The organism is Paraburkholderia dipogonis (genome assembly GCF_046027395.1).
Classification (GTDB): domain Bacteria; phylum Pseudomonadota; class Gammaproteobacteria; order Burkholderiales; family Burkholderiaceae; genus Paraburkholderia; species Paraburkholderia dipogonis_A.
This window is the reverse complement of the sequence record NZ_JAQQEG010000006.1, coordinates 1-23,878: the sequence shown is the minus strand read 5'-3', so window position 1 is coordinate 23,878 and position 23,878 is coordinate 1. Positions and strand designations below refer to the sequence as shown.

At 61.8% G+C, this 23,878-nt stretch carries 19 protein-coding genes and 2 pseudogenes; 16 read left to right on the top strand and 5 right to left on the bottom strand.

Annotated elements, in window-relative coordinates:
• Window positions 1-166 precede the first annotated feature (166 nt).
• The gene (locus tag PQR32_RS07930) at window positions 167-967 is read left to right on the top strand and encodes an acetoacetate decarboxylase family protein (protein WP_408224098.1); all 801 of its coding nucleotides are present in this window, start codon (window positions 167-169) and stop codon (window positions 965-967) included.
• Between the two features lie 94 nt (window positions 968-1,061).
• Window positions 1,062-1,436, top strand: a complete 375-nt coding sequence (locus PQR32_RS07925; RefSeq protein WP_408224095.1) for a tautomerase family protein — start codon at window positions 1,062-1,064, stop codon at window positions 1,434-1,436.
• 128 nt (window positions 1,437-1,564) lie between these two features.
• On the opposite strand, the gene PQR32_RS07920 is transcribed toward PQR32_RS07925, so the two are convergent.
• Window positions 1,565-1,774: a DUF1059 domain-containing protein gene (locus tag PQR32_RS07920; RefSeq protein WP_408224092.1), complete on the bottom strand. Its 210-nt coding sequence runs from the start codon at window positions 1,772-1,774 to the stop codon at window positions 1,565-1,567.
• A 136-nt stretch (window positions 1,775-1,910) separates the two neighbouring features.
• On the opposite strand from PQR32_RS07920, the pseudogene PQR32_RS07915 reads away from it, so the two are divergent.
• Window positions 1,911-2,003: pseudogene (locus tag PQR32_RS07915) on the top strand (MEKHLA domain-containing protein); the annotation flags it as partial.
• 42 nt (window positions 2,004-2,045) lie between these two features.
• Here PQR32_RS07915 and PQR32_RS07910 read toward each other — a convergent pair.
• A complete protein-coding gene (locus PQR32_RS07910; protein ID WP_408224630.1) occupies window positions 2,046-3,281 on the bottom strand; it encodes a citrate/2-methylcitrate synthase in 1,236 nt (411 codons plus the stop codon).
• A 266-nt stretch (window positions 3,282-3,547) separates the two neighbouring features.
• Between PQR32_RS07910 and PQR32_RS07905 the strand changes: the two genes are divergently transcribed.
• From PQR32_RS07905 to PQR32_RS07870, 8 genes are all read left to right on the top strand, one after another.
• Window positions 3,548-4,675, top strand: coding sequence for a cupin domain-containing protein (locus PQR32_RS07905; RefSeq protein ID WP_408224089.1), 1,128 nt, complete (start codon window positions 3,548-3,550; stop codon window positions 4,673-4,675).
• 28 nt (window positions 4,676-4,703) lie between these two features.
• Complete coding sequence (gene dapA, locus PQR32_RS07900) at window positions 4,704-5,597, top strand: 4-hydroxy-tetrahydrodipicolinate synthase (RefSeq protein WP_408224086.1); 894 nt, start codon at window positions 4,704-4,706, stop codon at window positions 5,595-5,597.
• Between the two features lie 42 nt (window positions 5,598-5,639).
• On the top strand, window positions 5,640-6,194 hold the full coding sequence (locus PQR32_RS07895) for a hypothetical protein (RefSeq protein WP_408224083.1): 555 nt from the start codon (window positions 5,640-5,642) through the stop codon (window positions 6,192-6,194).
• Complete coding sequence (locus tag PQR32_RS07890) at window positions 6,191-7,180, top strand: ornithine cyclodeaminase family protein (protein ID WP_408224080.1); 990 nt, start codon at window positions 6,191-6,193, stop codon at window positions 7,178-7,180. Before PQR32_RS07895 ends, PQR32_RS07890 begins: the two co-directional genes overlap by 4 nt.
• 134 nt (window positions 7,181-7,314) lie before the next feature.
• Window positions 7,315-8,376: a porin gene (locus tag PQR32_RS07885; RefSeq protein WP_408224077.1), complete on the top strand. Its 1,062-nt coding sequence runs from the start codon at window positions 7,315-7,317 to the stop codon at window positions 8,374-8,376.
• Window positions 8,377-8,390: 14 nt separating this feature from the next.
• Window positions 8,391-9,752, top strand: a complete 1,362-nt coding sequence (locus tag PQR32_RS07880) for an MFS transporter (RefSeq protein WP_408224074.1) — start codon at window positions 8,391-8,393, stop codon at window positions 9,750-9,752.
• 25 nt (window positions 9,753-9,777) lie between these two features.
• Window positions 9,778-10,767, top strand: coding sequence for a substrate-binding domain-containing protein (locus PQR32_RS07875; protein ID WP_408224071.1), 990 nt, complete (start codon window positions 9,778-9,780; stop codon window positions 10,765-10,767).
• A 49-nt stretch (window positions 10,768-10,816) separates the two neighbouring features.
• The gene (locus PQR32_RS07870; RefSeq protein ID WP_408224068.1) at window positions 10,817-11,737 is read left to right on the top strand and encodes an alpha/beta hydrolase; all 921 of its coding nucleotides are present in this window, start codon (window positions 10,817-10,819) and stop codon (window positions 11,735-11,737) included.
• Between the two features lie 29 nt (window positions 11,738-11,766).
• Here PQR32_RS07870 and PQR32_RS07865 read toward each other — a convergent pair whose 3' ends face one another.
• Window positions 11,767-13,716 (bottom strand): APC family permease, encoded by a 1,950-nt coding sequence (locus PQR32_RS07865; protein ID WP_408224065.1) that lies wholly within the window; start codon window positions 13,714-13,716, stop codon window positions 11,767-11,769.
• Between the two features lie 526 nt (window positions 13,717-14,242).
• Window positions 14,243-16,141 carry a serine aminopeptidase domain-containing protein gene (locus PQR32_RS07860; protein ID WP_408224062.1) on the bottom strand — a complete coding sequence of 633 codons (1,899 nt, stop codon included), beginning with the start codon at window positions 16,139-16,141 and terminating at the stop codon, window positions 14,243-14,245.
• A gap of 666 nt (window positions 16,142-16,807) precedes the next feature.
• On the opposite strand from PQR32_RS07860, the gene PQR32_RS07855 reads away from it, so the two are divergent.
• Together PQR32_RS07855 and PQR32_RS07850 are read left to right on the top strand one after the other, a co-directional pair.
• A complete protein-coding gene (locus tag PQR32_RS07855) occupies window positions 16,808-17,152 on the top strand; it encodes a hypothetical protein (RefSeq protein WP_408224059.1) in 345 nt (114 codons plus the stop codon).
• A gap of 514 nt (window positions 17,153-17,666) precedes the next feature.
• Complete coding sequence (locus tag PQR32_RS07850; protein ID WP_408224056.1) at window positions 17,667-18,857, top strand: hypothetical protein; 1,191 nt, start codon at window positions 17,667-17,669, stop codon at window positions 18,855-18,857.
• Between the two features lie 712 nt (window positions 18,858-19,569).
• On the opposite strand, the pseudogene PQR32_RS07845 reads toward PQR32_RS07850, so the two are convergent.
• Window positions 19,570-20,065, bottom strand: a pseudogene (locus PQR32_RS07845) (FtsX-like permease family protein); the annotation flags it as partial.
• Window positions 20,066-20,555: 490 nt separating this feature from the next.
• Between PQR32_RS07845 and PQR32_RS07840 the strand changes: the two are divergent.
• The 3 genes from PQR32_RS07840 to PQR32_RS07830 form a co-directional block, all read left to right on the top strand.
• Window positions 20,556-21,554 carry an AraC family transcriptional regulator gene (locus tag PQR32_RS07840; protein WP_408224053.1) on the top strand — a complete coding sequence of 333 codons (999 nt, stop codon included), beginning with the start codon at window positions 20,556-20,558 and terminating at the stop codon, window positions 21,552-21,554.
• 252 nt (window positions 21,555-21,806) lie between these two features.
• Window positions 21,807-23,609, top strand: coding sequence for an acyl-CoA dehydrogenase (locus PQR32_RS07835; protein WP_408224050.1), 1,803 nt, complete (start codon window positions 21,807-21,809; stop codon window positions 23,607-23,609).
• A gap of 14 nt (window positions 23,610-23,623) precedes the next feature.
• A partial coding sequence (locus tag PQR32_RS07830; RefSeq protein WP_408224047.1) for an NAD(P)/FAD-dependent oxidoreductase occupies window positions 23,624-23,878 on the top strand: 255 nt, incomplete at its 3' end.

The following is a 23,878-nucleotide window of genomic DNA, read 5'->3' as shown; positions in this document are numbered from 1 at the left end:
CTATTGCCTCACTCGCGGCATGCTGGCTGGAGCGCTGCCGCGGATTGCATCGTGCCACGAGTTTTGCCCTCGAACCGTGCGCGTCAGGTGATACGCGTCGTTTCCAGGCAACGCCACGATTCCACGTACAGCGACTTAGGGTCGCGCCAATTCAGGACGAAACGAGATGCCTAAAGCTTTTTCAGTTCCCATCACTGCGCAAGGAAAATCCGCACTGGCGACGCTGCCGCCGTGGCACTATTCCAGCGACTGTCTCGCCATCGAATACTGGGCCGATCAGAAGGCGATCGCTGCGCTCCTGCCGCCAGGCGTCACGGTGGACGAGACATCAGGAGGGCGCGCCTTCTTCTGGTTTCTGGACTGGCAGTTCACCGGTTCCAATGACGAATTGACGGACCCTGCCCGGTATCAATACCGCGAGGCCTTCGTTCTGGTCGAGGCAGTCTTCGAGGGTCTGCCGATCAACTACTGCCCGTACATCTTCGTCGACAACGATGCCGCCATCGCCCGCGGATGGGCGCAGGGATTTCCGAAGAAACTCGCCAGTGTCTATCAGACTCGCAGTTTCTCCGCTCCCAGCGCGGCGGCTGCGCCGCTTGCCAAAGGAAGTCGCTTCGGTGCCAGCGTTTCCGCGCACGGGGAGAGGCTGGCGACCGCCCGTATCCAACTCGAGGAGGCCGTTGCTGATCCGACGACCGTGTTTAACCGGCCGACGACGATGCGCCGCTACTTTCCCCAACTCGCGGCCGGCCGTCAGGACAAGCCACCCGTCGACGAACTGACCATGTCGCTCACGGACAATCTCGCGATCGTGGATGTCTGGACCGGATCGGCGGAACTGAAGCTTCCCGAAGTCGATGGCGAGGACATGCACCTGATTGCTCCGCTGCGCGTCGGCCGGGGTTATCGGCTTGGTATGGCGTACTCCGTGACCGACTTGCGCATTCTGAAGAACTACGTTGGATGATCTTCTGGACGACCCCGTGAGTTGGCAAGGGGCCGCTTATGTGGGCCACCGTCCATGAGAATGTCCGCGAAACATCGATAGAGGAATCGCTCCCATGCCGCTCTACACCTTGATTACTCAGGACGGCGCACTCAGTAGTGACGCCAGGGCCAAACTGGCGATGGAACTGACGACCCTGCATTCCGAGTATGCGGGTGTACCGAAAAATTGGGTGCATGTCGTGTTTCAGGTCTATGCGCCGGGCAGCGGGTTCACCGCCGGAGAACCAGCGGCAACCGCCGCGCTGACGCTTTTGATGCGCGCCGGGCGGGCACCTGAATATAAGCGGGAACTGATACAGCGTCTTTGGAAACTGTTTCAGACCGCGACGGGAGCGCCCGATGACCAGATTGTCATCGGCATTCAGGAAGTGCCAGCCAGTCAGGCGATGGAGATGGGACGGGTCATGCCCGACCTTGCGAACGAATAGGGTGTGGGTGACGGCGCCAACGAGCGTCTGCGCTTCCTCAACGGAATCCCAAAACCGGCATTGCAACTTGTTGCAGCGCGTCGCACCGTCATTCCGTGCCGATCCGGCGCGCAAGACGGGGCGAACGCTCAGCATTCAGGCGCTGCGTCCCATTTCGGTTTCATTTCTTTACCCCACTTCTGCGGATCTTGTTTGTGCATTGTTTCCATTTCCCTGGCGACATCCGGGTGCTTGTCCATGACGTGTTTCGTCATGACTTGTACCATTTCGTCCCATGATTCAGCCGATAACTTCTGATCACATTGGCCGCCGAGCTCTTTGCACGTTATGGTTTTCATTGAAATCTCCTTCTCACTTCTTACTGGAATATGGGTGTACGGTCCCACGCCATGGACACGCGAGTAGACGCGTCGCCGAAGCGGGCGGCGCTGCTGGATGCGAGGTTCACATTCCCCCGCAATTGCCGGTCCTGAGGCGCAGCGCCACTTTGAATATAGCTGGGATGAAATCACCCGGCTGCCGTCCCGGCTCTCAGCTGAAGCCCCGAATCGCGAGGAGCGACAACGCCGCGGATTCGTCCGGCTGAATACTTCGCCGCCGATCGCGCGGCTACATGCGCAATCCCGCGATGTACTTCGCGCGCGGCCGCAACAGGAAGGCTTGCGCGCGCTGCTCCAGCACATGCGCGACCCAGCCGGCCGTGCGGCTGATGATCCAGAGCGCGGTAGCGGTGCCGTCCGGTAGCCCGAGCGCACGCGCCAGCACGACGAGCGCGATCGCCACGCCCGGATGCATCGACAGCCGTTCCTCGGCGAGCGCGAGGAATTCGAGCGTCGGGGCGGTGTCCGGCGTCGAGTTCGCCAGCGCGCGCACCTGTTCGAGAACCAGATTGGCGCGCACGTCGCCCTCCGGATACAGCGGATGGTTGAAGCCGAACAGGCTCGCGCCGACTTCGCGCACGAGTTGCAGGCGGGCGACTGGGTCGGAGTGGGACACGTCGCGCAACAACAGCGTTTCCACTTTCTCGGTTGCGGTGCCGGTCGAGAAGCCGACGTGCGAGCCGATCGCCGCCGCAATGCAGTTGTAGAGATCGGCATTGGTCGACGCCGCGACGCGCGCGGCGAAGGTTGCCGGGGCGAGCTCGTTGTCGGCGAGTACGGTGAGCGCGCCATTGATCGCGAAGACGGCATCGGGCGTACAGGCGCCGCCCGCCGCGCGCAGCAGATAGGCCGCGAGGCTCTCGCCGCGCTCGCGCATCACGAATGCACGCTGGTTGCTCAGAAAGCCGAGGCAGCCCGCCATTGTCTGCATGATGAGGCGCGCGGCCTGCACAGCGCTGCCGTCGGAGATTTCCGCCGCGCCGCGCCCTTGCATGCCGAGCGCGAGCGGCACCATGCCGAGCAGATTGGCGATGTCGCTGCCTTCCAGCTTGCCCGCATAGGCGCCGAACAGCGGCAGCACCGCTTGCGGCGTGTCGAGCGTGCCCCATGCGGTGACGCCGTCTTGCCAGACGCCGGTCATCAGCAACTGCGAGACGGATTCGAACGACGAGCCCGCCTTCGCCATCTCGACGGCCGAGCGGTTGCGATACAGCGGGCCTTGCGGCGTGATGTGCGTGATCGCCGACGCGAGCACCGGTTCGCCCCAGCGCATCGTCGATTCCGCGGACGCGGCCTTCGGCATGCGTCCGCGCTTGCGACTGCCCACGCGTTCGACGTCGGCGCGCACGTACAGGCTGCGGCGGCCGTCGTCGTGCCGCGCGGTGCCGATCATTCCACGACTTACGTACGAGTAAAGCGTGGCTGGCTTGATGTTGAGCCGTGCTAGCACTTCCTCGCGTGTCATCAGATCTTTGGTTGTCATGGAATCAATACAATCAATATAAATTCATCGCCAAAGGGTACGCGACGTCTGATTGAAAGTCCATATTAATGCGGATAAACGGGCTAGTCAGCCGCATCGCAACGCCAATGGAGATCCGAAACAATTTTATGTTGATTTGAAATATCAATCTTGATTGATAAATCGCTGGCGAGTAATTTTCAAGCCTCGATTCCATTCCCGCGACTGTCCGGCCGAGCTTCGGACGGTTGCCTTGAGGAGACCTTCCGATGCATGACCTGAAACGCGAATTCGGGCCGGCGCAAGTAAGCTTCGTCGACCAGACGGGCCAGCGCCCCCGCGACAATCACTACTGGGCACCCGTTATCGTGAGCCGCGAGCAGATCGATGCGGAGGTCGCGCGGCTGGCCGCATTGCCGAAGCCGCACGACGGCCGCCGTCATTCCCTGATCGTTCATCCATCCGCGCGCGACGGTTCGCCGGGACTCGCGCCCGGCATTCAGGTGTCGTTGCAGGTGCTGCTGCCCGGCGAAACCACCGAGTCGATGCGCCACAACGCAACCGAGGTGAATTTCTGCATACGCGGCGGCGGTTCGACGCGCGTCGCGGGCCGCACCATCGCGTTCCGTCAATACGACGTCTGGAATCATCCGGCCTTCGTCGCGTACTCGCATACGAACGACACCAGTGACATCCAGGTGCGGCTCGTCTATTCGAACATCCCGTTGCTGCAGCACATGGAGGTGTACGTGCCCGAGTTCGGCGTCGAACTTGAAGTGCCGACTGAAACGGTCACCGCGCATGCGAGCGACGATCCGAAGCGCCGCAATCCGTTCGGCACGTTTGCAATCGGCGACGACGGCGGTCTGCTGATGCCGTACGAAACGCTGATCAATCCGCAAGTGGTCGACTCGCGTCCGCTGCACTTTCCGTGGCAACAGGTGAAGAACGAACTCGACAAGCTCGAGGCGCTCGGCAGCGAGTACGTCGGCCGGCGGCTGTACATGATGTACAACCCGGTCACGGGCCGCACCAACGGCATCACGCCGAACTTCTTCGCGACGATGACGATCCGCCCGCCGAAGATCGTCGACCGTCCGCATCGTCATGTGTCGTCGGCGATCAACTATTACTTCTCCGGCTCCGGCTACAGCATGGTGGCGGGCAACCGCTACGAGTGGAAAGCCGGCGACCTGATGCTGTCGGCACCGGGCTGGGCCGTGCACAACCACGCGTCGTACGACGATTACGTGTACGAGCTGACCATCCAGGACCAGCCGCTGAACATCTACATGCAATCGCTGCTGTGGCAGGAGAGCTTGAAGGAGCCGCCCGCGCTGCTCGGTACGCAGACGGGTTTTTCGACCAATCGCGCGAACTCCGCCAAGGCCGCGTAAGCGGCGCCATCGACAAGGAATCCGAATCATGCGCGATATCTCATGGCTGAAAGGCTCGATCACGCCGATCGTCACGCCGTTCCGCAACCAGGCGGTTGATTACGAAACCTATGCGCGGCTCGTCGACTGGCAGATCGTCAACGGCGGGCACGGCGTGCTCGTCAACGGTACGACGGCCGAGCCGAGCCTGCTGACGGTCGCCGAGCGCAACCGTCTGGTCGACGTGGCCGTCGAGGCCGCCGCGGGCCGGGTGCCGGTGCTGGCCGCGACCGGTTCGCAGTCGCATGCCGAAACCGTCGAGCTCACGCAGCACGCTGATAAGGCCGGTGCCGACGCGATGCTGGTGGTCACGCCGTACTACATCCGTCCGCCGCAACGCGGCCTCGTTGAGTACTACGCGGACATCGGCGCGCGCACGGAGCGGCCGTTGCTGATCTATCACATCCCGGGCCGCGCCGCGGTCAGCCTGGATCTGGCGACTGTCAAGGCGATCCGGGAACGCGTGCCGAACATGGCCGGTATGAAGCACGCGGTCAACGACATGGGTTTCGTCACGCACATGCTCGCCGCGTTTGGGCCCGACTGGCGCGTGTTCGTCGGTCTCGAAGAGTTGAGCTATCCGATGCTCGCGGTCGGCGCGTGCGGTCTGATGAACGCGGTCGGCAACCTCGCGCCGCGCAAGGTCGCCGATCTGGTCGAAGCCGTCGAGCGTGACGACTACGCGGCTGCCCGCAAACTGCACTTCGCGCTGTTCGAGCTGAACCAGTCGGTCTTCTACGACACGAACCCGATCCCGATCAAGTACATGATGAAGCGGATGGGCCTGATTCCCGCCAACGAGCACCGCCTGCCGATGATGCCCGCCACGCGCGAACTCGAAGCGCGGCTCGACGGCGTGCTCGATCGCGCCGGGCTGCTCTGAGCGTGTCGCGATAACCCGAACCACAACGATCCGGAGACAAAGATGAGCGACAGGATCCCACGGTTGGAGATGGCCGGCATGCGGCCCGATCTGGCCGCCTATCTGACGCCGCGCGTCGAGCGGTTGCGCTATCTCGGCGAGCTGTTCAAGTGCGTGGGGCATGCGCCCGAGGTGACGCTGCAATTCATGCATTTCACCGATGCGCTCAAACACGCATTGCCCGACCGTCTGACCGAACTCGGCGCGCTGACCGTGGCGAGCTACATGGAGAACCGCTATGAGCGCCACCAGCACGAACGGCTGAGCGAGAAGCTCGGTTTTTCGCGCGAGTGGATCGCGCAGGTCAACCGGCTCGATCCCGCCGTGGCAACGGAGCTGAGCGACCTCGAAAAGGCCGCGCAAACCTACGCGCTCAAGGCGCTGCGCACGCGCGGGCTCGAAGCGCAAGCGGAGTTCGACAAGCTCGCGAGTTTGCTGAGCCCCGCTGAAGCGATGGCCTTCGTGATGCTGATCGGCCGCTACGTCACGCATGCGCTTGCCGTCAATACGCTGGGGCTGAAGCCGCCGGTGCCTTCCATCTTCGAGGGCGAGCAATGAACGCTGCGAGCACGCCGGTGTGGATTTCCGAGCAACAGATCGTTTCGCTGATGAACCTCTCCGGCGCCATCGAAGCGCTCGAAGACGGGCTCGCGCAGCAGGCGAGCGGGGCGGCGCGCAACATGGGCAAGACGCACGTCGCGTGGGGGCACAACAATCTGCACGCGATCGGCGCGGCGTACCAGCAGGCCGGGATCGTCGGTACCAAGACGTGGGCGCATACGGAGGGCGGCGCGTGTCCGCTGCTGATTCTGTTCGATAGCGGGAACGGCCGATTGAGGGCCATTCTGGAGGCGTTCGCGCTAGGCCAGATGCGCACCGGCGGCATTTCGGGCGTCGCGACGAAATGGCTCGCGCGGCCCGATGCGGACGTGTTCGCGCTGATCGGGACCGGCAAGCAGGCGCTCGCGCAACTCGCGGCGGTGGCCGCGGTGCGACCGCTGAAGCTGGTGCGCGTGTACAGTCCGACGCCCGCCAAACGCCGCGCGTTCGTCGAGCAGGCGCGCGCCAGGTTCGACATCGAAATCGTCGAAGCGGCGTCAGTGGAAGCCGCGGTCCGCGATGCGCCGATCGTGACGACCGTGACACGCGCCACCGAAGCGTTTCTGCCGGCAACGGCGCTGGCATACGGCACACACGTGAATGCGGTGGGGGCGATCACGGAAGAGCGGATCGAACTCGCCGACGATGTGTTCGCCCGCTGCACGCGTGCCGTGGTCGACGACCTCGGCGCGGCAAAGCGGCTGTCGACGGAGTTCGCGCGCGCATACGGCGCGCGCGATGGCTGGAGCGCGGTGACCCCGCTTTGCGACGTAGTCGCGCAACGTCTCGCGCGCGCGGCGTCCGACGATATCACGGTGTTCAAGGCGATGGGCATGGGCGTGTCGGACCTTGCGCTCGGTCTGCGTCTGTACGCGCTCGCAAGTCAGGCGGGGCTCGGCGCGCCGCTGCCGCAGCCGCGTCGCGAGCCGCCGCGGCTGGATTGACGACGCGTTGATCCCGGCAGGATAGCGCGTGTCGTGTAGCGCGGTCTTGCCGGCAGTCGGTTTGCTACGTCCCGGTAATCAGATTCGGAATCCGAACGAACAAACATCAATACAATAACCCTGGAGACACAAACGTGAAGAAGCGCCACGCCCTCGCGGCGTTCACCGTGTCATGCGCCGCCGTCCCGGCCGCGCATGCGCAAAGTTCGGTGACGCTCTATGGCATCGCCGACGTCGGTATCGAAGTCGTCAATCATGTGCCCGGACCCAACGGCACCTCCGGCACCGCCGTGCGCATGGAGTCCGGCAGCCTAGCCGGTTCGCGTTGGGGCTTGCGCGGCCAGGAAGATCTGGGCGGCGGACTGAAGGCCGTGTTCGACCTGGAGAACGGTTTCTCGATCAACAACGGCGCGCTCGGACAGGGTGGCCGGATGTTCGGACGCAAGGCGTACGTCGGCTTGAGCACACCGTACGGCGATGTGACGCTCGGCCGTCAGTACAATCTTCTCTACGAGTTGATGTACGTGTACGACCCGCTCAACTTCAATCCGAGCTATTCGGCGCAGGGTTACGATCCGACGCTGGTAGGCCGCGCGGACAATTCGGTGCGATATCTGGCGAGGTTTTCGGGTGTGACGTTCGCCGCGTTGTACAGCACGGGCTTCGATTCGACGATTGCGAACGGCGCGCAGGTGCCCGGCGACTCGAAGGTCGGTCGCGAATATAGCTTCGCGCTGCAATACGCGGGCGGCCCCGCCAATGTCGGGGTCGCGTACGACCAGATGCAGGGCACTTCGATCGCCACGCAAGACGTCACGCAGATGCGTGTGGTGGGTGGCGGATCGTACGCGTTCGGGCCGGTGAAGGCCTATGTCGGCACGCGCTGGCTCAACATCCGCAACAGCACGACGCTGCAAAGCTCGCTACTGTACTGGCTGGGCGCCACGTGGCAAGCGAGCACGCCGCTGACGCTGTCGCTCGGCGGCTATCAGGAGCGCATTCGCGGCAGCGGGCAGAAGGCCACGAGCGGCGTGCTGCTCGCCGACTATTTTCTGTCCAAGCGCACCGACCTCTACGCGGAGGTCTCGTATGTCAGCAATTCCAACGGCCTGAACGTCGGCGTGCGCGCGCTCGGCGACGTGACGACGGGCAGCAACCAGACCGGCGCAATGGTCGGCATCAAACACAGTTTCTGAGAGTGGAGAAGATCATGGCTCAACTTAAAGTGTCGATGCCGGCCGGCCGCATCGATGTTCGGCAGGAACTGGCGGAGGCGCGCCTCGGCGGCTTCCACATTCGTCTGGGTGTCCTGATCTCGCTGATTCTGTTGTTCGACGGCTACGATCTGTACAACTCGGCGTATATCGTTCACTACGTGGCGGGACCGTGGGGCCTGTCGCCGGTGCGTATCGGCGTGATGCTGTCGAGCGGGCTTGCCGGGTTCGCCGCCGGGTCGGCCGTCAGCGGTCTGCTCGGCGACCGCTTCGGACGCCGCAAGATCCTGCTGCTCGGCTGCTGGGGCTCCGGTGTGATGAGTCTCGCGATCGCGCTGTTCGCGCACGATCTCGCGTCGTACATCGCACTGCGTTTGACAATGGGGCTTGCACTCGGCCTGCTGATGCCGCTCGCCGTCACCTACATCAACGAGATCGCGCCGACGCGCTCGTCCAACGTCTTCACGATCGTGTTCTTCTCGCTCGGGTGGGTGAGCGGATCGTCGTCGGCGGGGCTGATCGCGGCCTGGCTCACGCCGCATTACGGATGGCAGAGCCTTTACTACGTCGGCGGCATTGCGTTGGTGTTCGCGATGGCGATCCAGCTATGGCTGCCGGAGTCGCCGCGCTTTCTCGCCAATCGCGGCCGGTGGGAGGAGTTGAAGCCGCTGCTCTACAAGTTGCGTCCGGAACGCGCCGCTGCGTACGACGTGGGTGAGTTCGCCGCGGGCGGCACGCTTTTGCACAAGAGTCCGCTCGGTCAGTTGCTGGCGCACGATTACAGGCTGCGTACCTTGAGTTTCTGGGCCGCCGGCGCGTTGAGCCTGTTCGCCGCTTACGGTCTGTCGGGCTGGCTGCCGACCATCATGCTCAAGCGCGGCGAGAATCTGTCTTCGAGCTTCGCCTACGGCTCGCTGTTCGCCGGCATGGCGGTGGCGGGCGGACTGATTGCCGGTTTCGCCGCCGACCGCGTCGGCGACCGCCGCAAGGTTCTCGCGCTGTCGTATCTGCTCGGCGCGGCGATGGTCGCGCTGCTGGCCTGGGCGACCGACCGCACGACCACGCTGCTTGCCGTGGCCGGGGCGGGCGCATTCGTGGTCGGCTCGCAGATGGTGCTGAACAACCTCGTCGCGTCGGCTTATCCGACCGAAATGCGCGGCACGGGCGTCGGCATATTCCTCGGACTATCACGCGTCGGCGCGATGTTCGGCCCGGCCGTGGCCGGCCTCCTGCAGCAGTGGTCGGGCGGTCCCGGCATCATGTTCGTCGCGATCGGCGCGGCCGTGCTGATGACGGCGACCCTGGTGCTGACCGTCGGTCCGTCGCAACCGCATGCGGTCGTGACCAACGCCCATTGAAATTTCCGCTTCTACGAGAATCCCTATGTCAAAACTGTCCTTGAGCCTCGCCGTCAGCGATTACGACCACGTGCGCGATCTGGTCACCGGGCGCGTGCAGCCCGAAGGCATCGAGCTGCTGCCTTCGATCCTGAACGTCGAGGAAATTTTTTATCGCACGACGCATTTCCAGGAGTGGGACGTCTCGGAGATGTCGTTCGGCAAATACTCGTCGTTGCGTTCGCAAGGCGACGATCGCCTCGTCGGCTTGCCGGTGTTTCCGTCGCGTTCGTTCCGGCAGTCGTCGCTCTACGTGCGCCGCGGCGGCGCGGTGCGACGTCCGGAGGATTTGCGCGGCAAACGCATCGGCATTCCCGAATGGGCGCAAACCGCAGCGATCTATTCGCGCGGCTGGATCGCGCATTCGCTGGGCATTCCGCTGTCCGAGATCGAATGGGTGCAGGGCGGCGTGAACCAGGCGGGGCGTAAGGAAAAGGTCGACGTGCGGGTGCCGGAGGGCGTGTCGTATCGATCGGAGCCCCGGCATTCGTTGACGTCGCTGCTGCTCGACGACAAGATCGATGCGGTCATGAGCGCGCGTCCGCCCGAGCCGGACAGCGCTCGCGCGGACGAGATCGTGCGGCTTTACCCCGAATTCGTCGATGCGGAGCGCGCGTACTACGAGGCGACCCGGATCTTTCCGATCATGCATCTGATCGTGCTGCGCCGCGAGACTTTCGAAAAGCACCGCTGGATTGCCGGCAATCTGCTGAAGGCCTTTGAAGAAGCGAAACGCAACAGCCTGTACCGGCTGAGCGATATCACCTGCTCGCATTTTCCGCTGCCGTGGATGCCGTCGCGTGTCGCCGAAGCGCAAGCGCTGTTTGGCCCGGATATCTGGCCATACGGACTCGAGCCTAACCGCACGACGCTGGAGGCATTCCTCAAGTTCGGCTATGAGCAGGGCGTGTGCCATCGGCTGCTGAAGCCGGAAGAATTGTTTCCCGCTGAAACGCTCAGCGCGGTGCGCGTATGAACAGAAGGCGCGGCAGGCAGGCGAGCCGTGACATGAACCGGTGCGGCCGATGATCACGCTGCGCAAGACGGGCAGCTTCTTCGTCGGCGGACGGCGTGTGAGCGTGAGCGGGCGCACGCCGTATCGGGTCACGCTGTCTTCGACATCGACGCGCGACTACGATCCGAACGGCACTTACTGGATCGAGGCGGCCTACGTGCAGTATTTCCTGCAGGCCACGCCGCGCTATCCGGTGCCGCTCGTGCTGATGCATGGCGGCGGTCTGACGGGCGCGATGTGGGAAGACACGCCCGACGGCAGGCCTGGCTGGCTCCAGCGGCTGCTGGAAGAGGGCGTGTCGGTGTACGTGGTGGATAACGTCGAACGCGGACGCGCGGGATTCTGCGCACTCGACGATATCTGGCCCGACCAGCCATTGTCGCGCAGCGATGAGGAGTCCGCGAAGATCTACCGCTTCGGCTACGCTGGCCACCGTTTCCCGCTCGGTGCGCTGCGCAGTCTGTCCGCGCAAACGGTGCCGCGTTGGCCTGGCACCATGGCGCTGCAACGGCAGGCGCTGATCGATGTGGTGACACGTATTGGTCCGTGCGTGCTGCTCGGTTTTAGCCAGGGTGGCGGACTCGTATTCGACGCGGCCGACGCGGCGCGCGACCTGGTGCGCGCATGCATCGCGCTGGAGCCGCACGGCGTGCCCGCTTCGTTCGATGCCGGTTTGCAGGGCACGCCGGCGCTCGTCGTGTTCGGCGACTTCGTCGAAGAAGACGAAGCGTGGCGTGCGCATTCTGCTCGCGCGAACGCCTCGATGGCTGCGTGGAATGCGGCGGGCGGACGAGGCCAACGCATTGATCTGCCGGCGCTCGGCATGCGCGGCAACACGCACATGATGATGATGGACACCAACAGCGACGACGTGTTTCGTATCGTGCTCGACTGGCTCGACGGTTGTGCAGGGATGCGTTTGCCTGGCTGATCGCGACAGGTCGTCACGTCAAGGCCCCGTCAACCGATCTTCATTGGCAGGAGCACCATCCGCCTGCCTTGCGACTGTAGGCGCTTCTGGATCCCGGCCGGAGTTCGATTGTGCAGCCATGCCGACAACAGGTTGAGCCGCCTGAAGGCGAACTCGCTGGCGAAACACACACTGTTCGGGAACTCTTTCATGGTGGCCTCGGTAAGTCGCACCAGCCCGTCCATCGGACGCGTGACGAACTCGATCCGGAAATCTGCTGCAAACCCCTGATAGCGGCTCTGGGCCATATAGTACGCAAGCGACGACGACATCTCTTGCCGCAAATGCTCGATATGCTTCGCGTCTTCCCAGCTTTGCGCGTCCACTTCGCCGACTGTCAGAACGATCATGTTGTCGAACCTTCCCGGAAACATGCGCGCAACGCAAAGCAACGCATGCATGCTTGTACCGCGATGCCGGTCGACAAGCACGATCGCGGTTGACCGGGACGGGTCCGGCCTGAGCGCCGTGTCGCCATCGACCTCGGGCGCCGCGCCGGCAAACAGTGCGTCTTCCTTCGTCAGCTGTGTGGAGATTTCCCTGTAGTGACGCCTGACGAGAAAACACAACGCGATCACTACGCCTGTCACCAGCACGGTCAGCCAGCCGCCTGCCGTGAACTTTTCGACAAGCGTCACGGCTAGCACTGTGACCGTCGTCGATAAACCGAGCACCGCCAGCGCAAAGGGCCGCAACCAGCCTCTGCGGTCGCGGCGGCTCCACCGGTGGATGCACAGGCCGAGGAACGACAGGCTGAACGTCAGGAATACGTTGATGCTGTACAGCACCACGAGTGTGGTCACATCGCCGTGCGTCCATACCAGGATCGCGAGATTCGCAACGCCGATCACGACAACGCCGTTCCGTCGTACCAGCCGCGTCGACAGGTGGCGGAAATAACGCGGCATCCATGAGTCCGCTGCCATGTTGGACAGGACCGTGGGTCCGTCGAGAAATCCCGCTTGCGCACCGACGAGCAGCAGCCCTGCCTCCAACGCAAGCACTGCAGCCAGCAGGGCGTGGCGTGCAAGCGACGACGCCATCCCGAGATGATCGATCACGCCGCCAAATACCACAGCGTTGAGCGTTTTGCCCTCGACCGGCTTTGCGTGCCAAAGCATGTAGAGCATGATGATGCCTCCCGCCGTGAACGCGAGCGACGCCGCCATGCAGAACATGGTCCACTTGCCATTGCGCACGCGCGGCTCGACGATCATGTTGACGTTGTTCGACACGGCTTCAAGGCCGGTATAGGTGCCGCCTCCGAGCGAGAACGCTCGCATCAGCAACGCCGCGACCACGAGCGGGCCGAATGCATGCGACATGCCGCGCGCCTCGCCCACGGCGGCGGGCACAATCGCCGCCAGTTGAGCGCTGTGGACTGCCACGCCATATACGATCAGTGCCGCGTGAAGCACGACGAAGCCGAGGAAAACCGGCAGCAGCACAAGGATCGACTGCTTCATGCCGCGGAAGTTAAGGCAGCTCATCAATACGATCAGGCTTAGCTCCGTGACGAGCTTGAACGCCTGTGCGGTCGCCGGCAACAGACTGAACAAGGCTTCGACACCGCTCGCGATGGACGTCGCGACGGTCAGCACATAGTCGACCAGCAGCGCCGCACCCGACACGACGCCGCAGCGCGGGCCGAGCAGTTCGGTCGCGACGCGATAACCACCGCCACCAGCAGGGAACAATTCGATGATCTGGCTGTAACCGAACGAAACGATGAAGACGGTGGCCGCCGTCGCCGATGCGAGAAACAGAGCGAGCGGCATGTGCTGTCCGAGTGCGAGAAACGCCTCTTCGGGACCATAGCAGGCTGAGGACAATCCGTCGGCGCCGAGTCCGATCAGCGCGAACAGCGGCGTAATCGCAATGGCCTGGCGTGTGCGCGGGTCGAGCGGATCCAGCGCCTCGCCGGCAATCAGCTTCTTCATTTTCCGGAAGGCGGTCACGGGCGGACGGATTACCGTATGAGCGTCCGGGGATAAATCACGTCTTCAAAACGGATGCCGGGCGAAGTAACAATGGTCGGGAAGCGCCGCCTTGAACGGCCGCGTAAAATAGGCTCCGCCCGACATGTACAGCGGAATCTGTCATGATCGGTGGGAGTGCAGAGGATACTTCCGGCGAGATATATTCGTTATAAAATTTCGACGAATAGAATTAAAACGCCGTATCTGCCCGCCTGGTTCCACAGCGAAATCTGCCGCGAAATGTCGGTGTTCTGCTGGATGCGCACCATGTTCCACCCCGCGCGCCGAACTGAAGTCAATGTATGTCCGCTGGCTTTCTCTCGTGGATGAAGTTTAAGCCTGCGCCGCCGGCGAATTTGCGCGAACGCCGTGAAGACGCACCGCTGCTAGTCGAGCCCTGTGTATGTGCCGCCGCCGATCGTTTCGGGCAGTCCGCTGCGATTGCGTCTGCATCGCAGGTCTCCGGCAGCACCCCGATAAATCGTTTTCACCACCTTCTCCGCAGTGGAGCGCGGGTCAAGACAGACGGAGCCTGTCTTGACCGGTCGTCGGATGCCCTGGCCCCGGCTTCTTGCTCACGCTGCTGCGACACGGCCAACACCGGATCAACGACCTTGGGCGCCACCGCCTTCTCATGCAGATCCTTGATGAACGCCTCGCTTAGCGCAATGACTTTCGCCGACGCTCGCGGATCGAAAAGCGCGTGATCGATCTCATCGAAAACGACTGCCTTGACGTTCGACAAGCGCGACAGCTTCTTTCCGCGCTTGCCGAAATGCGCGTTGAGCTGTTCCATCCCTTCGTCGCCTGAACCGTAGATCAAGAGAGTCTGCACGCCCTTGCGTTCGAGCGCGTGAACGACGCCATGCGGGTCCGTATGGGCTTCGGCCGCGCCGGCACGGTTGCCGGTCACGCCCAGCCGATGCGAACGCAGGCGTGCGATCAGGTTCGAAGCGACGGCCTGCGCGATCGGCCGGAACCTGCGCTTTCCGCTCAGGACGAGCCACCACTTGGACGGCTTGAATATCGCAGGCCCGACACGCTTCATCGAGTTGCGCTGCAGTTCCTCGAGGTCCGCCATCGACATGCCTTCGGGTATGTGAAAGCGCGCGATATTGACCGCGATGACGGCCATGAGAGACGGTTCCACGAGCGATGCGCGCAAGGCGCTGTACGCGCCCGAGCAGATCCCGAACGAGATGACCGTGTGATAGCCCTTGCGCTTGAGCCAGGCGGCTGCCGTCGCGACATCCTCGATGGTTGTGGATGCATGGATCGATGGGACCAGATCGAGCGGCCCTTGTGCGGTGCGCGGCGGACTGTCGCCGATGCCGCGCGCGTCGATCCGCATCGATGCGATGCCGCGCCGAGCCATTTCCCGCGCAATACGGACCGACAACCGGCTATCGCCGTGATGCACGCTGCCGGCGGTATTGGTGATCAGCATGACGGGCCCGAACGCCAGCCTGCCGCGCGGTTCGCACAGGATGCCGAACAGGCCGTTGGCGCCGAAGATGACCGGGTGCTCGCGGGCTTCGGGCGTCTCGATGATCGCTTCGTCGTCGAGGGATACGCTCGGCCGTGCGCCTTTGTTCACCGACCTTTGAACGCGCGTACCCGGGGCGCCGTCCGCGATCCAGTGCGCGGCCCGTTCAAATGCGCGAGCCGGTACAACCGACGACTTCGTCTCATCCACATACTCGAAATAGCCTTCCAGCGCACCCGTTTCGACTTCGACGCCGCGTCCGCGCAACGTCGAACACAGCGCGGCGCTTGCACGGGGACGTGCATCGAGCACGAGGACGCGTGCGGGAATCGAAGGGTATTCGTCCATTGCCTTCGAGAGATCGAGCGCGTGCAGCTCACTGCAAAGCCTGTCGCTGTAAATCTGTCCCAGCACGTTGAACGGCTTGTCGCGCTGCGTGGCACGCAAGGGCGGGACGAGATTGTCGAGCCACACCTTGCGCAGCGCTGCCAGTTCGCGCAGGTAGGCGCGCCCGCGCGTGACAGGCGCGAGCAGCACGAGCGAGTCGGCCGCGCATTGACACGATGCCAGTGCTGCCAAAGTCGCGCCGAGACGCAAGCCGCAGAGCGTCACGCTCGTCACACCGGTTTGTTCCTTGAGCCGCTTGACGGCCGCGACGACATCGGACACGAAGGCATCGACATATTGGGCATTGCCGTCGACGCCTGCGGAGTCTCCCGTTGCCAGATAGTCGAAGCGCAGCGCGGGAATGCCGTACGCCGACAGCTCTTCGGCCAGGTAGCGGATGCCCTTGTGGCACCACGGCTCTTCATGACCGAAAGGACTGCAGATCACCACGCCATGTGTGCCGTGCCCAGGATGAAGCCATCCAAATCGTCCACCGAATGCGATCGGCCTCATGGGTTACCTCGACCGGCTTGGTTATCGTCGCCTGCTAGGGCCGGGTGGCAAAGAGCGGATGTTGCAACTTCCTTTGCAACTGCACCGCGCAATGGTCTTGTCTCGTAGCGCATGAGTGTCAAGCCTCTTTTTGTTTTGAGCGTTCTGGTCGATTGGATCGCTCTTTAGAAATGAGTTCGGTGCGCTAAACAACACAGTACGAAGCACAGAGCGAAGTTGACCTGGACACCAGGCTTGATGAGATCGCGCCGCAAACAGTTGCCACCGAGCGGCGCTAAAGCCCTACGGTGGTTGGACACGTTTGCCTTTTTAACGAGCGCTCGAGGGACGCGCTAAAGGACTGCGCATATCGCCTTTAAAAGAGTCGATAAGGTCTTACCCGTAACCGGCGAACTTTATCGTGAGGCCAAGTGGACTGTGGGAGTTCGCACATAGCATTGTTGCCAGACGCAGTAATGTGTTTGCGAGGAAACGGTGCTCATGGCCAAGTGCGAGGCATTGTCGGAACGCGACTGTTCGCCGGTGCCTGCCGGACGACAGATAAATACGCTATGACACGTTGTTCCAACAGGGTGCGCGGATGACTCGCGAGAACATCTTCGGGGGAAGCGTGCCCATGTACGCGCGCGAACCTTCGTTCAAAACATAATTGACCGAAGGCATGGAGTGGACGGGCAGGGCGGAGCCAGCCTGCGTCGCCGACGAATTGGAGACTGCGCGCTTCTTCCCAACGTCGAGCTGAATTGCGCGCAAGGCTTTCTCGGTCGCAAGATCGCGCCCGACGAGTCGCCGGCGGTGAACGCTCGCTATGCCAACGGCCGCCGCGAAACCATCGGAAAGAGCATCAGTTGCATAGCGACCTCGGTGCCGGCGTCTGACGAGCGTCGCGAGCCTGGTGCGACGCGCCGCGCCCGCCATGCGGGTGGAACCCAGGAGTGTTCCAGCCGCAATCTCTCCAATCAATTTCTTTCAAACAAATTACTCATACAGTTAAAATCTGATTTAATCTGATGATATCAACATGCGCTGTTATTCTTCATACGTTTAAAATCCACATACAAAATCATCGGTATTGAAATCCATGCAAGTGGGGATGCTCAGGAAATTTGTTCCGTGTTTGTAAAAAAGTATGATGATATGACGTACATGTTGTAACAAGTGTGACGTAGAACTGACATTGGTAATCTGATACGATTGTTAAAAGACGGTAATAATTTACCGTCTAGCTATTGCTCTGCTCTCATCGGCGCTTCTGCGCCATCGAAATGCAAGTCTGGCGACACCTTCCGGAAGACCCTGCTTTACCAATCCCGAAGCTCTCTTTGCTTTAAGCAGAGATCTTTTCGGGAATTCGCTCGCACCTTCGCGTATTCGAATCGCCGAATATGCGGGGCAATGCGTATGTAAGCGTTCGGGCTTTTTGCGCCCGTTATCTCGCTTAATTTCCCTTTAAACGCCTGTGCGGTCGAGGTCGTCTGCTTGGGTTTGGCTTTTCGATCGCGCCGGCATAGTTGGAAAGACTTGGATGATTAAGAATACATCACTTGCAACACCCTCAGTTTCTGACACTCAACTCGCGGTCCGTCGTAAATTCCTGACAGCTTTATTGGCCAGCAGCGGCGCGCTTGTGCTTGCCGCATGCGGCGGCGGCAGCGATCCCGCCAATGTCGATGAGGTGGCGAACAGAGGCCGACGCGGCGGCGGCGCCTCGAACCCGCGCGGCGCCAGTTCCTCGAGCGGCGCGAGCGCACCGGCCACGGCAAGCGCACCGGCTACGGCGAGCGCGCCTGGCGCAGCGAGCACGCCGGCAAGCACCGAAGGCGTTCTTCTCGACACGTCGTTCGGCGTCAAGGGCGATGGAACCACCAACGACCGCGTCGCGCTCCAGCGCGCGATCGACGGCTCCATCGGGCAGATTTTGCTGATTACCGGAAAGAGCCGGATCGATTCGGCCGGCCTCGACCTGCGCACCAATAGCCACGTGCGGTTTGCGAGCGGCGCTTCGATCAAGCTGCTGCCGCACAATACCGACACTTATGAAATCCTGCGTTTGGCGGATGTGAACAACGTCACGCTCGAAAGCCCGTATCTCGACGGCAGCAAGGAATTGAATTCGGCGAAGTCGGGTGAATGGGGAATGGGGATTTCGATTAATGGCGCAACGAATTGCACCATTACGTCTCCGACCACGATCAATTGCTGGGGCGACGGCATTTATATCAATAATAGCGATAGACAGAGTAGCACCTACAGCAAGAACATTACTGTCAATTCTCACCACGCGAGCGGATGTCGTCGTCAGGGCGTATCGATTATCAGTGGCAGCGGGATTACGTTCAATACTCCGCTTTGGGAAAATATTGGCGGAACGCAACCCGGATGCGGTCTCGATATCGAACCGAATGATAATACCGCCGTGTTTGAAAACATCCGCATCGTCAGCCCGACGACGAATAACTGCGCCGGCGGCGGGATTCTCATTTATTTCGGATTCTTGCCGGGTCCGGTCAGCAAGACGGTCAGCATCAGCATTACCGGTCATACGGATACGGGAAGTCCCGGCGGCTCATTCAACGTCCAGGGCCTTCACTTGAATGGCTACGTCGTGAATGGATCGATTACCAGCGCCAATCCGGTCTGGAAACGCGCGATGAGCCTGGAAGACTGGGACAAGGGCGGCCCGACGGTGACGGTCACCAACGCGCGCATCGGGTGATGTGAGTGTTTTACCGGTGGCGCGATGCCGCAACGGATCGCGCCCCGGCTGTTTAATCGTCTGGGTAACATTCCAGACGAAAACGACGATGAATAGTTTAAAAACCGGCCGATACTCCCGTTTAGCGGAATCGTAGATGAGCCTTCCTTTCCGGAAGGAAGTTCCTTCGAGCCGATTTCTCATCTGACGATAAATCGCCTTTGGTCCCGCGCGGACGAGAGGGATGTATATTTCCTCATTTGAATCCGGGTGCCTTGGCGGTCAAATAAAAACCACATGACGGGAAAATACAGCGTTCTCGCCATTAAACGCAATATTCTTTGGTCAGACGAACAGATGCGGAGACCGCGCGTTATGTCACCGCTGGCGAGCGCCCGAGATGAACCTGAAGTTGTAACGTGCATTAACCCGACAGGTGTTCGGGCGCGGTGGCAATTTTCACACAAAAGTCGCTAGCCTCTGGGTGGGCCGCTGTTTAGCTTCACGCGCATAAGCCACGAGGCGCCAAGCAACGCCATAGCCTGGCAAGTGCCCCCGTTACAGCGGTATCCGGGATCGACGCTTCTGCCGGCACGCGTGGCACCATGCATTGGGCAGAGTTTCCTCTCCCGGTTTGCAACGGTTGTGTAGAGGCTGATCCACTGCGCATCCCCGTCGATCACTCATAGCGCAGTGCTTCCGCCGGGCGAACCCTTGAACTGCGCCAGCTCGGTTAGAGCGTCGCGAGTGACGAACATTGGAAACGCCGTTACGCCGATGTCGATCACGTCGGTTGCGATCAGCTTCGAGGGGAGTTCGCTGAGAAAATAGACGGGTGGAGTCAAAAACTGAATGCCGAGCAAGTATTCGACGGCCGGCAATGCCCATGGAATACTCAACGCAATTGCGCAGCTCACCAGCATGCCGCTCATCGTTCCGACGAGTCCGATCGTCATGCCCTGGACCACAAATATTTTCATGATTGATCCCGGTTGAGCGTGTAGCGTGCGCGGGATCGCGGTGTCTGCCTGTTTCTTTGTGACGGTCGTGACGAGCGACGACACGAGATTAAAGGCCGCGACTGAAACGATCAGCTTCAGGATCAGGAACAGCATGCGCTTCTGAAGGCGCTCTGCCACGAACCATGTTTTGTTCTGCTGCGTCCAATCGCGGATATAGAGGTCTCCGGATAAGGTTCGGGCGTGCTGATGGGCGACTTCGGGCGCGCGTAAGATGCCGCGCCTTTCACCGCGGAGTTCTGCAGAGATTCGCTGGCGATTCGAATCCAGTCTGGCATTGTCCCTGTTGGCGAGAAAATCTCTATATGAGCCAACACTGACAACATGCCGTGGTGCGTGTTTCCCTCGCGCCGAAGCGGCCCACGATGCGAGTTTTTCTGAAGGCCGAATGAGGAAGGGCGGCACATTCGCCGGCATTGAGAAGAAGGTGCGATGGACATCGAAAAAATTGCGAGTGATTCGGGTATGCAGGTCGTACTCAATGGTCGAACTGGCAGCGAAGAGTAAAAGAGCGTGTACGGGTCCGTGCAGGCTCTGCAGCGCGCCTATCTGACGGCGCCGACGCGGGACTGACCGTGGCGGGTGTCTCGTACTTGTGATTCTCGACGTCGATCCGGGTTCGCTTATATAGTGACAGGCTGTGGGCAGCGATGTGTTGCCTTCACTGCTTTTTCCAGCGTGCCCCTATCCGACCATGGCCATGCATCAACCTGGCGCTACCGTACCGATTTCCCTCGTCCGAGGTTTTCTCGATGGCGTGGGTGCCCAACCAGACGTCGTCGATCGGTATCTGGAAGGAGCGAGCATCTCACGCGCGCTGTTGAGCGAACCTGGCGCGCGCGTGACGGAGGCGCAGTTCGCGGCGCTATACCGCGCACTGGCGATCGAGTTCGACGATGAAATGCCAGGCATATTCGCCCGGCCGTTGCGCAATGGCACGCTGAAATTCCTGTGCCTGAGCCTGCTGGACGCGCCGAACCTGGAAACCGCGATGCATCGGTTCGGCCAGTTCATGCATATCGTGGTCGATGACTTCAGATTCGAGTCGCGCCGCAGCGCTCTGGCGGCCGATGTCGCGCTCGGCCCGGCAGCAGCGGCGGTCAGCGTCCTTGGTCAGGAATTGATGCTGAAACTCGCGCATGGCGTGGCGTCCTGGCTCGTTGGCCAGAAGATTCCGTTGTTGCAAGTCCGCTTTGCGTTTCCGTGTCCGCCGCATGCGGATGAATATCTCTACCTGTTTCCTGGACCTGTCCAGTTCGACTGCGAACAGACGCTGATGCGGTTCAGCGCATCCTTCTTCGACATGCCGATTCGCCAGCGCAAGGCGAATTTGCGCAAGTTTCTCGCGCGAGCACCCGAAGACTGGATCTTCGTGGCGTTCGACGAACAGCTCACGAGCCACCGTGTCAGAGAACACCTGGCCTCCCGGCTGCCCGACTTGCCGTCGATCGAGGAAACCGCGCGGGGTCTGCATTGCTCGGTGCGGACGTTGTGCCGCCATCTCGCCGCAGAGGGCGCGGCGTATCAGACGTTGAAGAACGAGCTGCGACGAGATATCGCGATTCAGCGTCTCACGGGAACCGAGGACGCGATCGCGGCGATCGCCGGCGACATCGGTTTCGATGATCCGACCGCCTTCCATCGGGCCTTTCGGCACTGGACGGGCAGCACACCCGGCGCATATAGGCGCGGCGCCTGATTTCATGGATACCAGCGAGGCTGCACGATAGGGCCGGTGTTGTCGCGCGCCGGCCGTCATGAGCGCGCCGCGCCAAGGCGACGCAACCGGCTTGCTCGTATCCCGTGGCCGACTTTGTCAATAGATGGTCCGGTTTGGTCAGCCGGATTCGCCATGTTCGAAGCTACGATTCCCGTCAATCGTTGCCGTGCGGGACCTGGCGTTCCAGTGTCATGGCATCCCTTTCAATTTCCACCACTGGGAAGACACAGGATGAGCTATTCCGCGCCTATCAAGGACATGCTGTTCGTTATCAATGAACTCGCTGGTCTCGATCACATAACCGTGCTGCCCGGCTTCGAGGACGCGACAGTCGACACTGCGCAGGCGGTGCTCGAAGAAGCCGCCCGTTTCAACGCGGACGTGCTGGCGCCGCTGAACTTCGAAGGCGACAGGAACCCGAGCAGCTGGAAGGATGGCGCGGTCACCACGACGCCCGGCTTCAAGGCGGCATTTCAGCAGTTCGCGGACGGCGGCTGGCAGGGTGTGGTTCATCCCATCGAATATGGCGGTCAGGGCTTGCCGAAACTGCTTGCCACGCCGTGTATGGAAATGCTGAATGCTGCGAACCTGTCGCTTGCACTTTGCCCCTTGTTGACCGACGGCGCGATCGAGGCGCTGTTGATCGCGGGCAGCGAGGAACAGAAGCAACGCTACTTGCCTAAGCTGATCTCTGGCGAGTGGACCGGTACGATGAACCTCACTGAACCGCAGGCCGGCTCCGATCTCGCGCTTGTGCGCTCGCGTGCCGAACCGCAAGGCGACGGCACATATCGCATCTTCGGCACGAAGATATTCATCACCTGGGGCGAGCATGACATGGCCGCGAACATCGTGCACCTTGTGCTCGCACGCCTGCCAGATGCGCCGGAGGGCGTGAAAGGCATTTCGCTCTTCATCGTGCCGAAGTTCATGATCAACGACGACGGCACCCCTGGCGCGCGCAACGACGTGCATTGTGTGTCCATCGAACACAAGCTGGGCATCAAGGCGAGTCCCACCGCAGTGCTGCAATTTGGCGATCAGGGAGGGGCAGTCGGTTATCTGATCGGCGAGGCCAACCGCGGCCTCGAGTATATGTTCATCATGATGAACGCAGCGCGCTTCGGCGTCGGCGTACAGGGCATCGCTGTTGCCGATCGCGCTTACCAGAAAGCCGTTGCCTATGCGAAGGAGCGCGTGCAGAGCCGGCCCGTCGACGGCTCGGCTAAACAGTCGGTGGCGATTATCCAGCATCCGGACGTGCGCCGCATGCTCGCCACGATGCGCGCGTTGACCGAAGGAGCCCGTGCGCTCGCCTACGTCGCGGCTGCCTACAGCGACATCGCACACCGTCACGCCGATGAGGCAGTGCGAGCCGACCATCGGGCGATCTACGAATATCTGGTGCCGGTCGTGAAGGGGTGGAGTACGGAGTTGGCGATCGACGTCGCGAGCCTCGGCGTACAGGTGCATGGCGGGATGGGCTTCATTGAAGAGACTGGCGCCGCGCAGTATTACCGCGACGCGCGCATCCTGACGATCTACGAAGGCACGACCGCGATCCAGGCGAACGACCTTGTCGGCCGCAAGACGCTGCGCGACGCTGGTGCAGTCGCCAGAGTGCTGATTGAGCAGATTGACGAAGCCCTCGCAGCGTTGTGGGAGCATGCGTCGTATGAGTCGAGTCCAGAGTTTCAGGTGCTTTACCGTCATCTCGCGGCGGGCCGCACCGCGCTGGCGAACGTTATCGATTTCGTGCTTGCCCGAGCCCAGCACGACCCGAATGCCGTGTTCGCCGGCAGTGTGTCGTACCTGAAGTTGGCCGGCATCGTGCTCGCAGGCTGGCAGTTCGCACGGGCGCTACTGGTGGCCACTGAGAAATGCAGTGACGATCCGACGTTCTACGGCGCGAAGATCGCGACCATCCACTGTTTCGCCACGCAGATCCTGCCGCAGGCACTCGCGTTCGAAGCGGCCATTGTCGGCGCGCAGGAGAACGTGGGCGTGCTGGCGCTGACGGAAGACCAGTTCTAATGCGAGGGGACATCGTGACTGAAGCTCGCCTCATCGAACAATACGGCCCGCGCGAGTCGATGGAATACGACGTCGTGATCGTCGGCGGCGGCCCGGCTGGCCTGTCCGCGGCGATCCGCCTGAAGCAGCTGGCGGCTGAGAAAGGCGTCGAGCTTGGCGTGTGCGTACTGGAAAAAGGCTCGGAGATCGGGGCTCATATCCTGTCGGGCGCGGTGATGGATCCGCGCGCGATCAACGAACTGATCCCGGACTGGAAGGAAAAAGGCGCG

Excerpts from the sequence above, each read along its gene's own strand:
- PQR32_RS07930 (WP_408224098.1), top strand. The coding sequence starts at position 167 with ATGCCTAAAGCTTTTTCAGTTCCCATCACTGCGCAAGGAAAATCCGCA.
- PQR32_RS07925 (WP_408224095.1), top strand. The coding sequence starts at position 1,062 with ATGCCGCTCTACACCTTGATTACTCAGGACGGCGCACTCAGTAGTGAC.
- PQR32_RS07920 (WP_408224092.1), bottom strand. The coding sequence starts at position 1,774 with ATGAAAACCATAACGTGCAAAGAGCTCGGCGGCCAATGTGATCAGAAG.
- PQR32_RS07910 (WP_408224630.1), bottom strand. The coding sequence starts at position 3,281 with ATGACACGCGAGGAAGTGCTAGCACGGCTCAACATCAAGCCAGCCACG.
- PQR32_RS07905 (WP_408224089.1), top strand. The coding sequence starts at position 3,548 with ATGCATGACCTGAAACGCGAATTCGGGCCGGCGCAAGTAAGCTTCGTC.
- dapA (WP_408224086.1), top strand. The coding sequence starts at position 4,704 with ATGCGCGATATCTCATGGCTGAAAGGCTCGATCACGCCGATCGTCACG.
- PQR32_RS07895 (WP_408224083.1), top strand. The coding sequence starts at position 5,640 with ATGAGCGACAGGATCCCACGGTTGGAGATGGCCGGCATGCGGCCCGAT.
- PQR32_RS07890 (WP_408224080.1), top strand. The coding sequence starts at position 6,191 with ATGAACGCTGCGAGCACGCCGGTGTGGATTTCCGAGCAACAGATCGTT.
- PQR32_RS07880 (WP_408224074.1), top strand. The coding sequence starts at position 8,391 with ATGGCTCAACTTAAAGTGTCGATGCCGGCCGGCCGCATCGATGTTCGG.
- PQR32_RS07875 (WP_408224071.1), top strand. The coding sequence starts at position 9,778 with ATGTCAAAACTGTCCTTGAGCCTCGCCGTCAGCGATTACGACCACGTG.
- PQR32_RS07870 (WP_408224068.1), top strand. The coding sequence starts at position 10,817 with ATGATCACGCTGCGCAAGACGGGCAGCTTCTTCGTCGGCGGACGGCGT.
- PQR32_RS07865 (WP_408224065.1), bottom strand. The coding sequence starts at position 13,716 with ATGAAGAAGCTGATTGCCGGCGAGGCGCTGGATCCGCTCGACCCGCGC.
- PQR32_RS07860 (WP_408224062.1), bottom strand. The coding sequence starts at position 16,141 with ATGAGGCCGATCGCATTCGGTGGACGATTTGGATGGCTTCATCCTGGG.
- PQR32_RS07850 (WP_408224056.1), top strand. The coding sequence starts at position 17,667 with ATGATTAAGAATACATCACTTGCAACACCCTCAGTTTCTGACACTCAA.
- PQR32_RS07840 (WP_408224053.1), top strand. The coding sequence starts at position 20,556 with ATGCATCAACCTGGCGCTACCGTACCGATTTCCCTCGTCCGAGGTTTT.
- PQR32_RS07835 (WP_408224050.1), top strand. The coding sequence starts at position 21,807 with ATGAGCTATTCCGCGCCTATCAAGGACATGCTGTTCGTTATCAATGAA.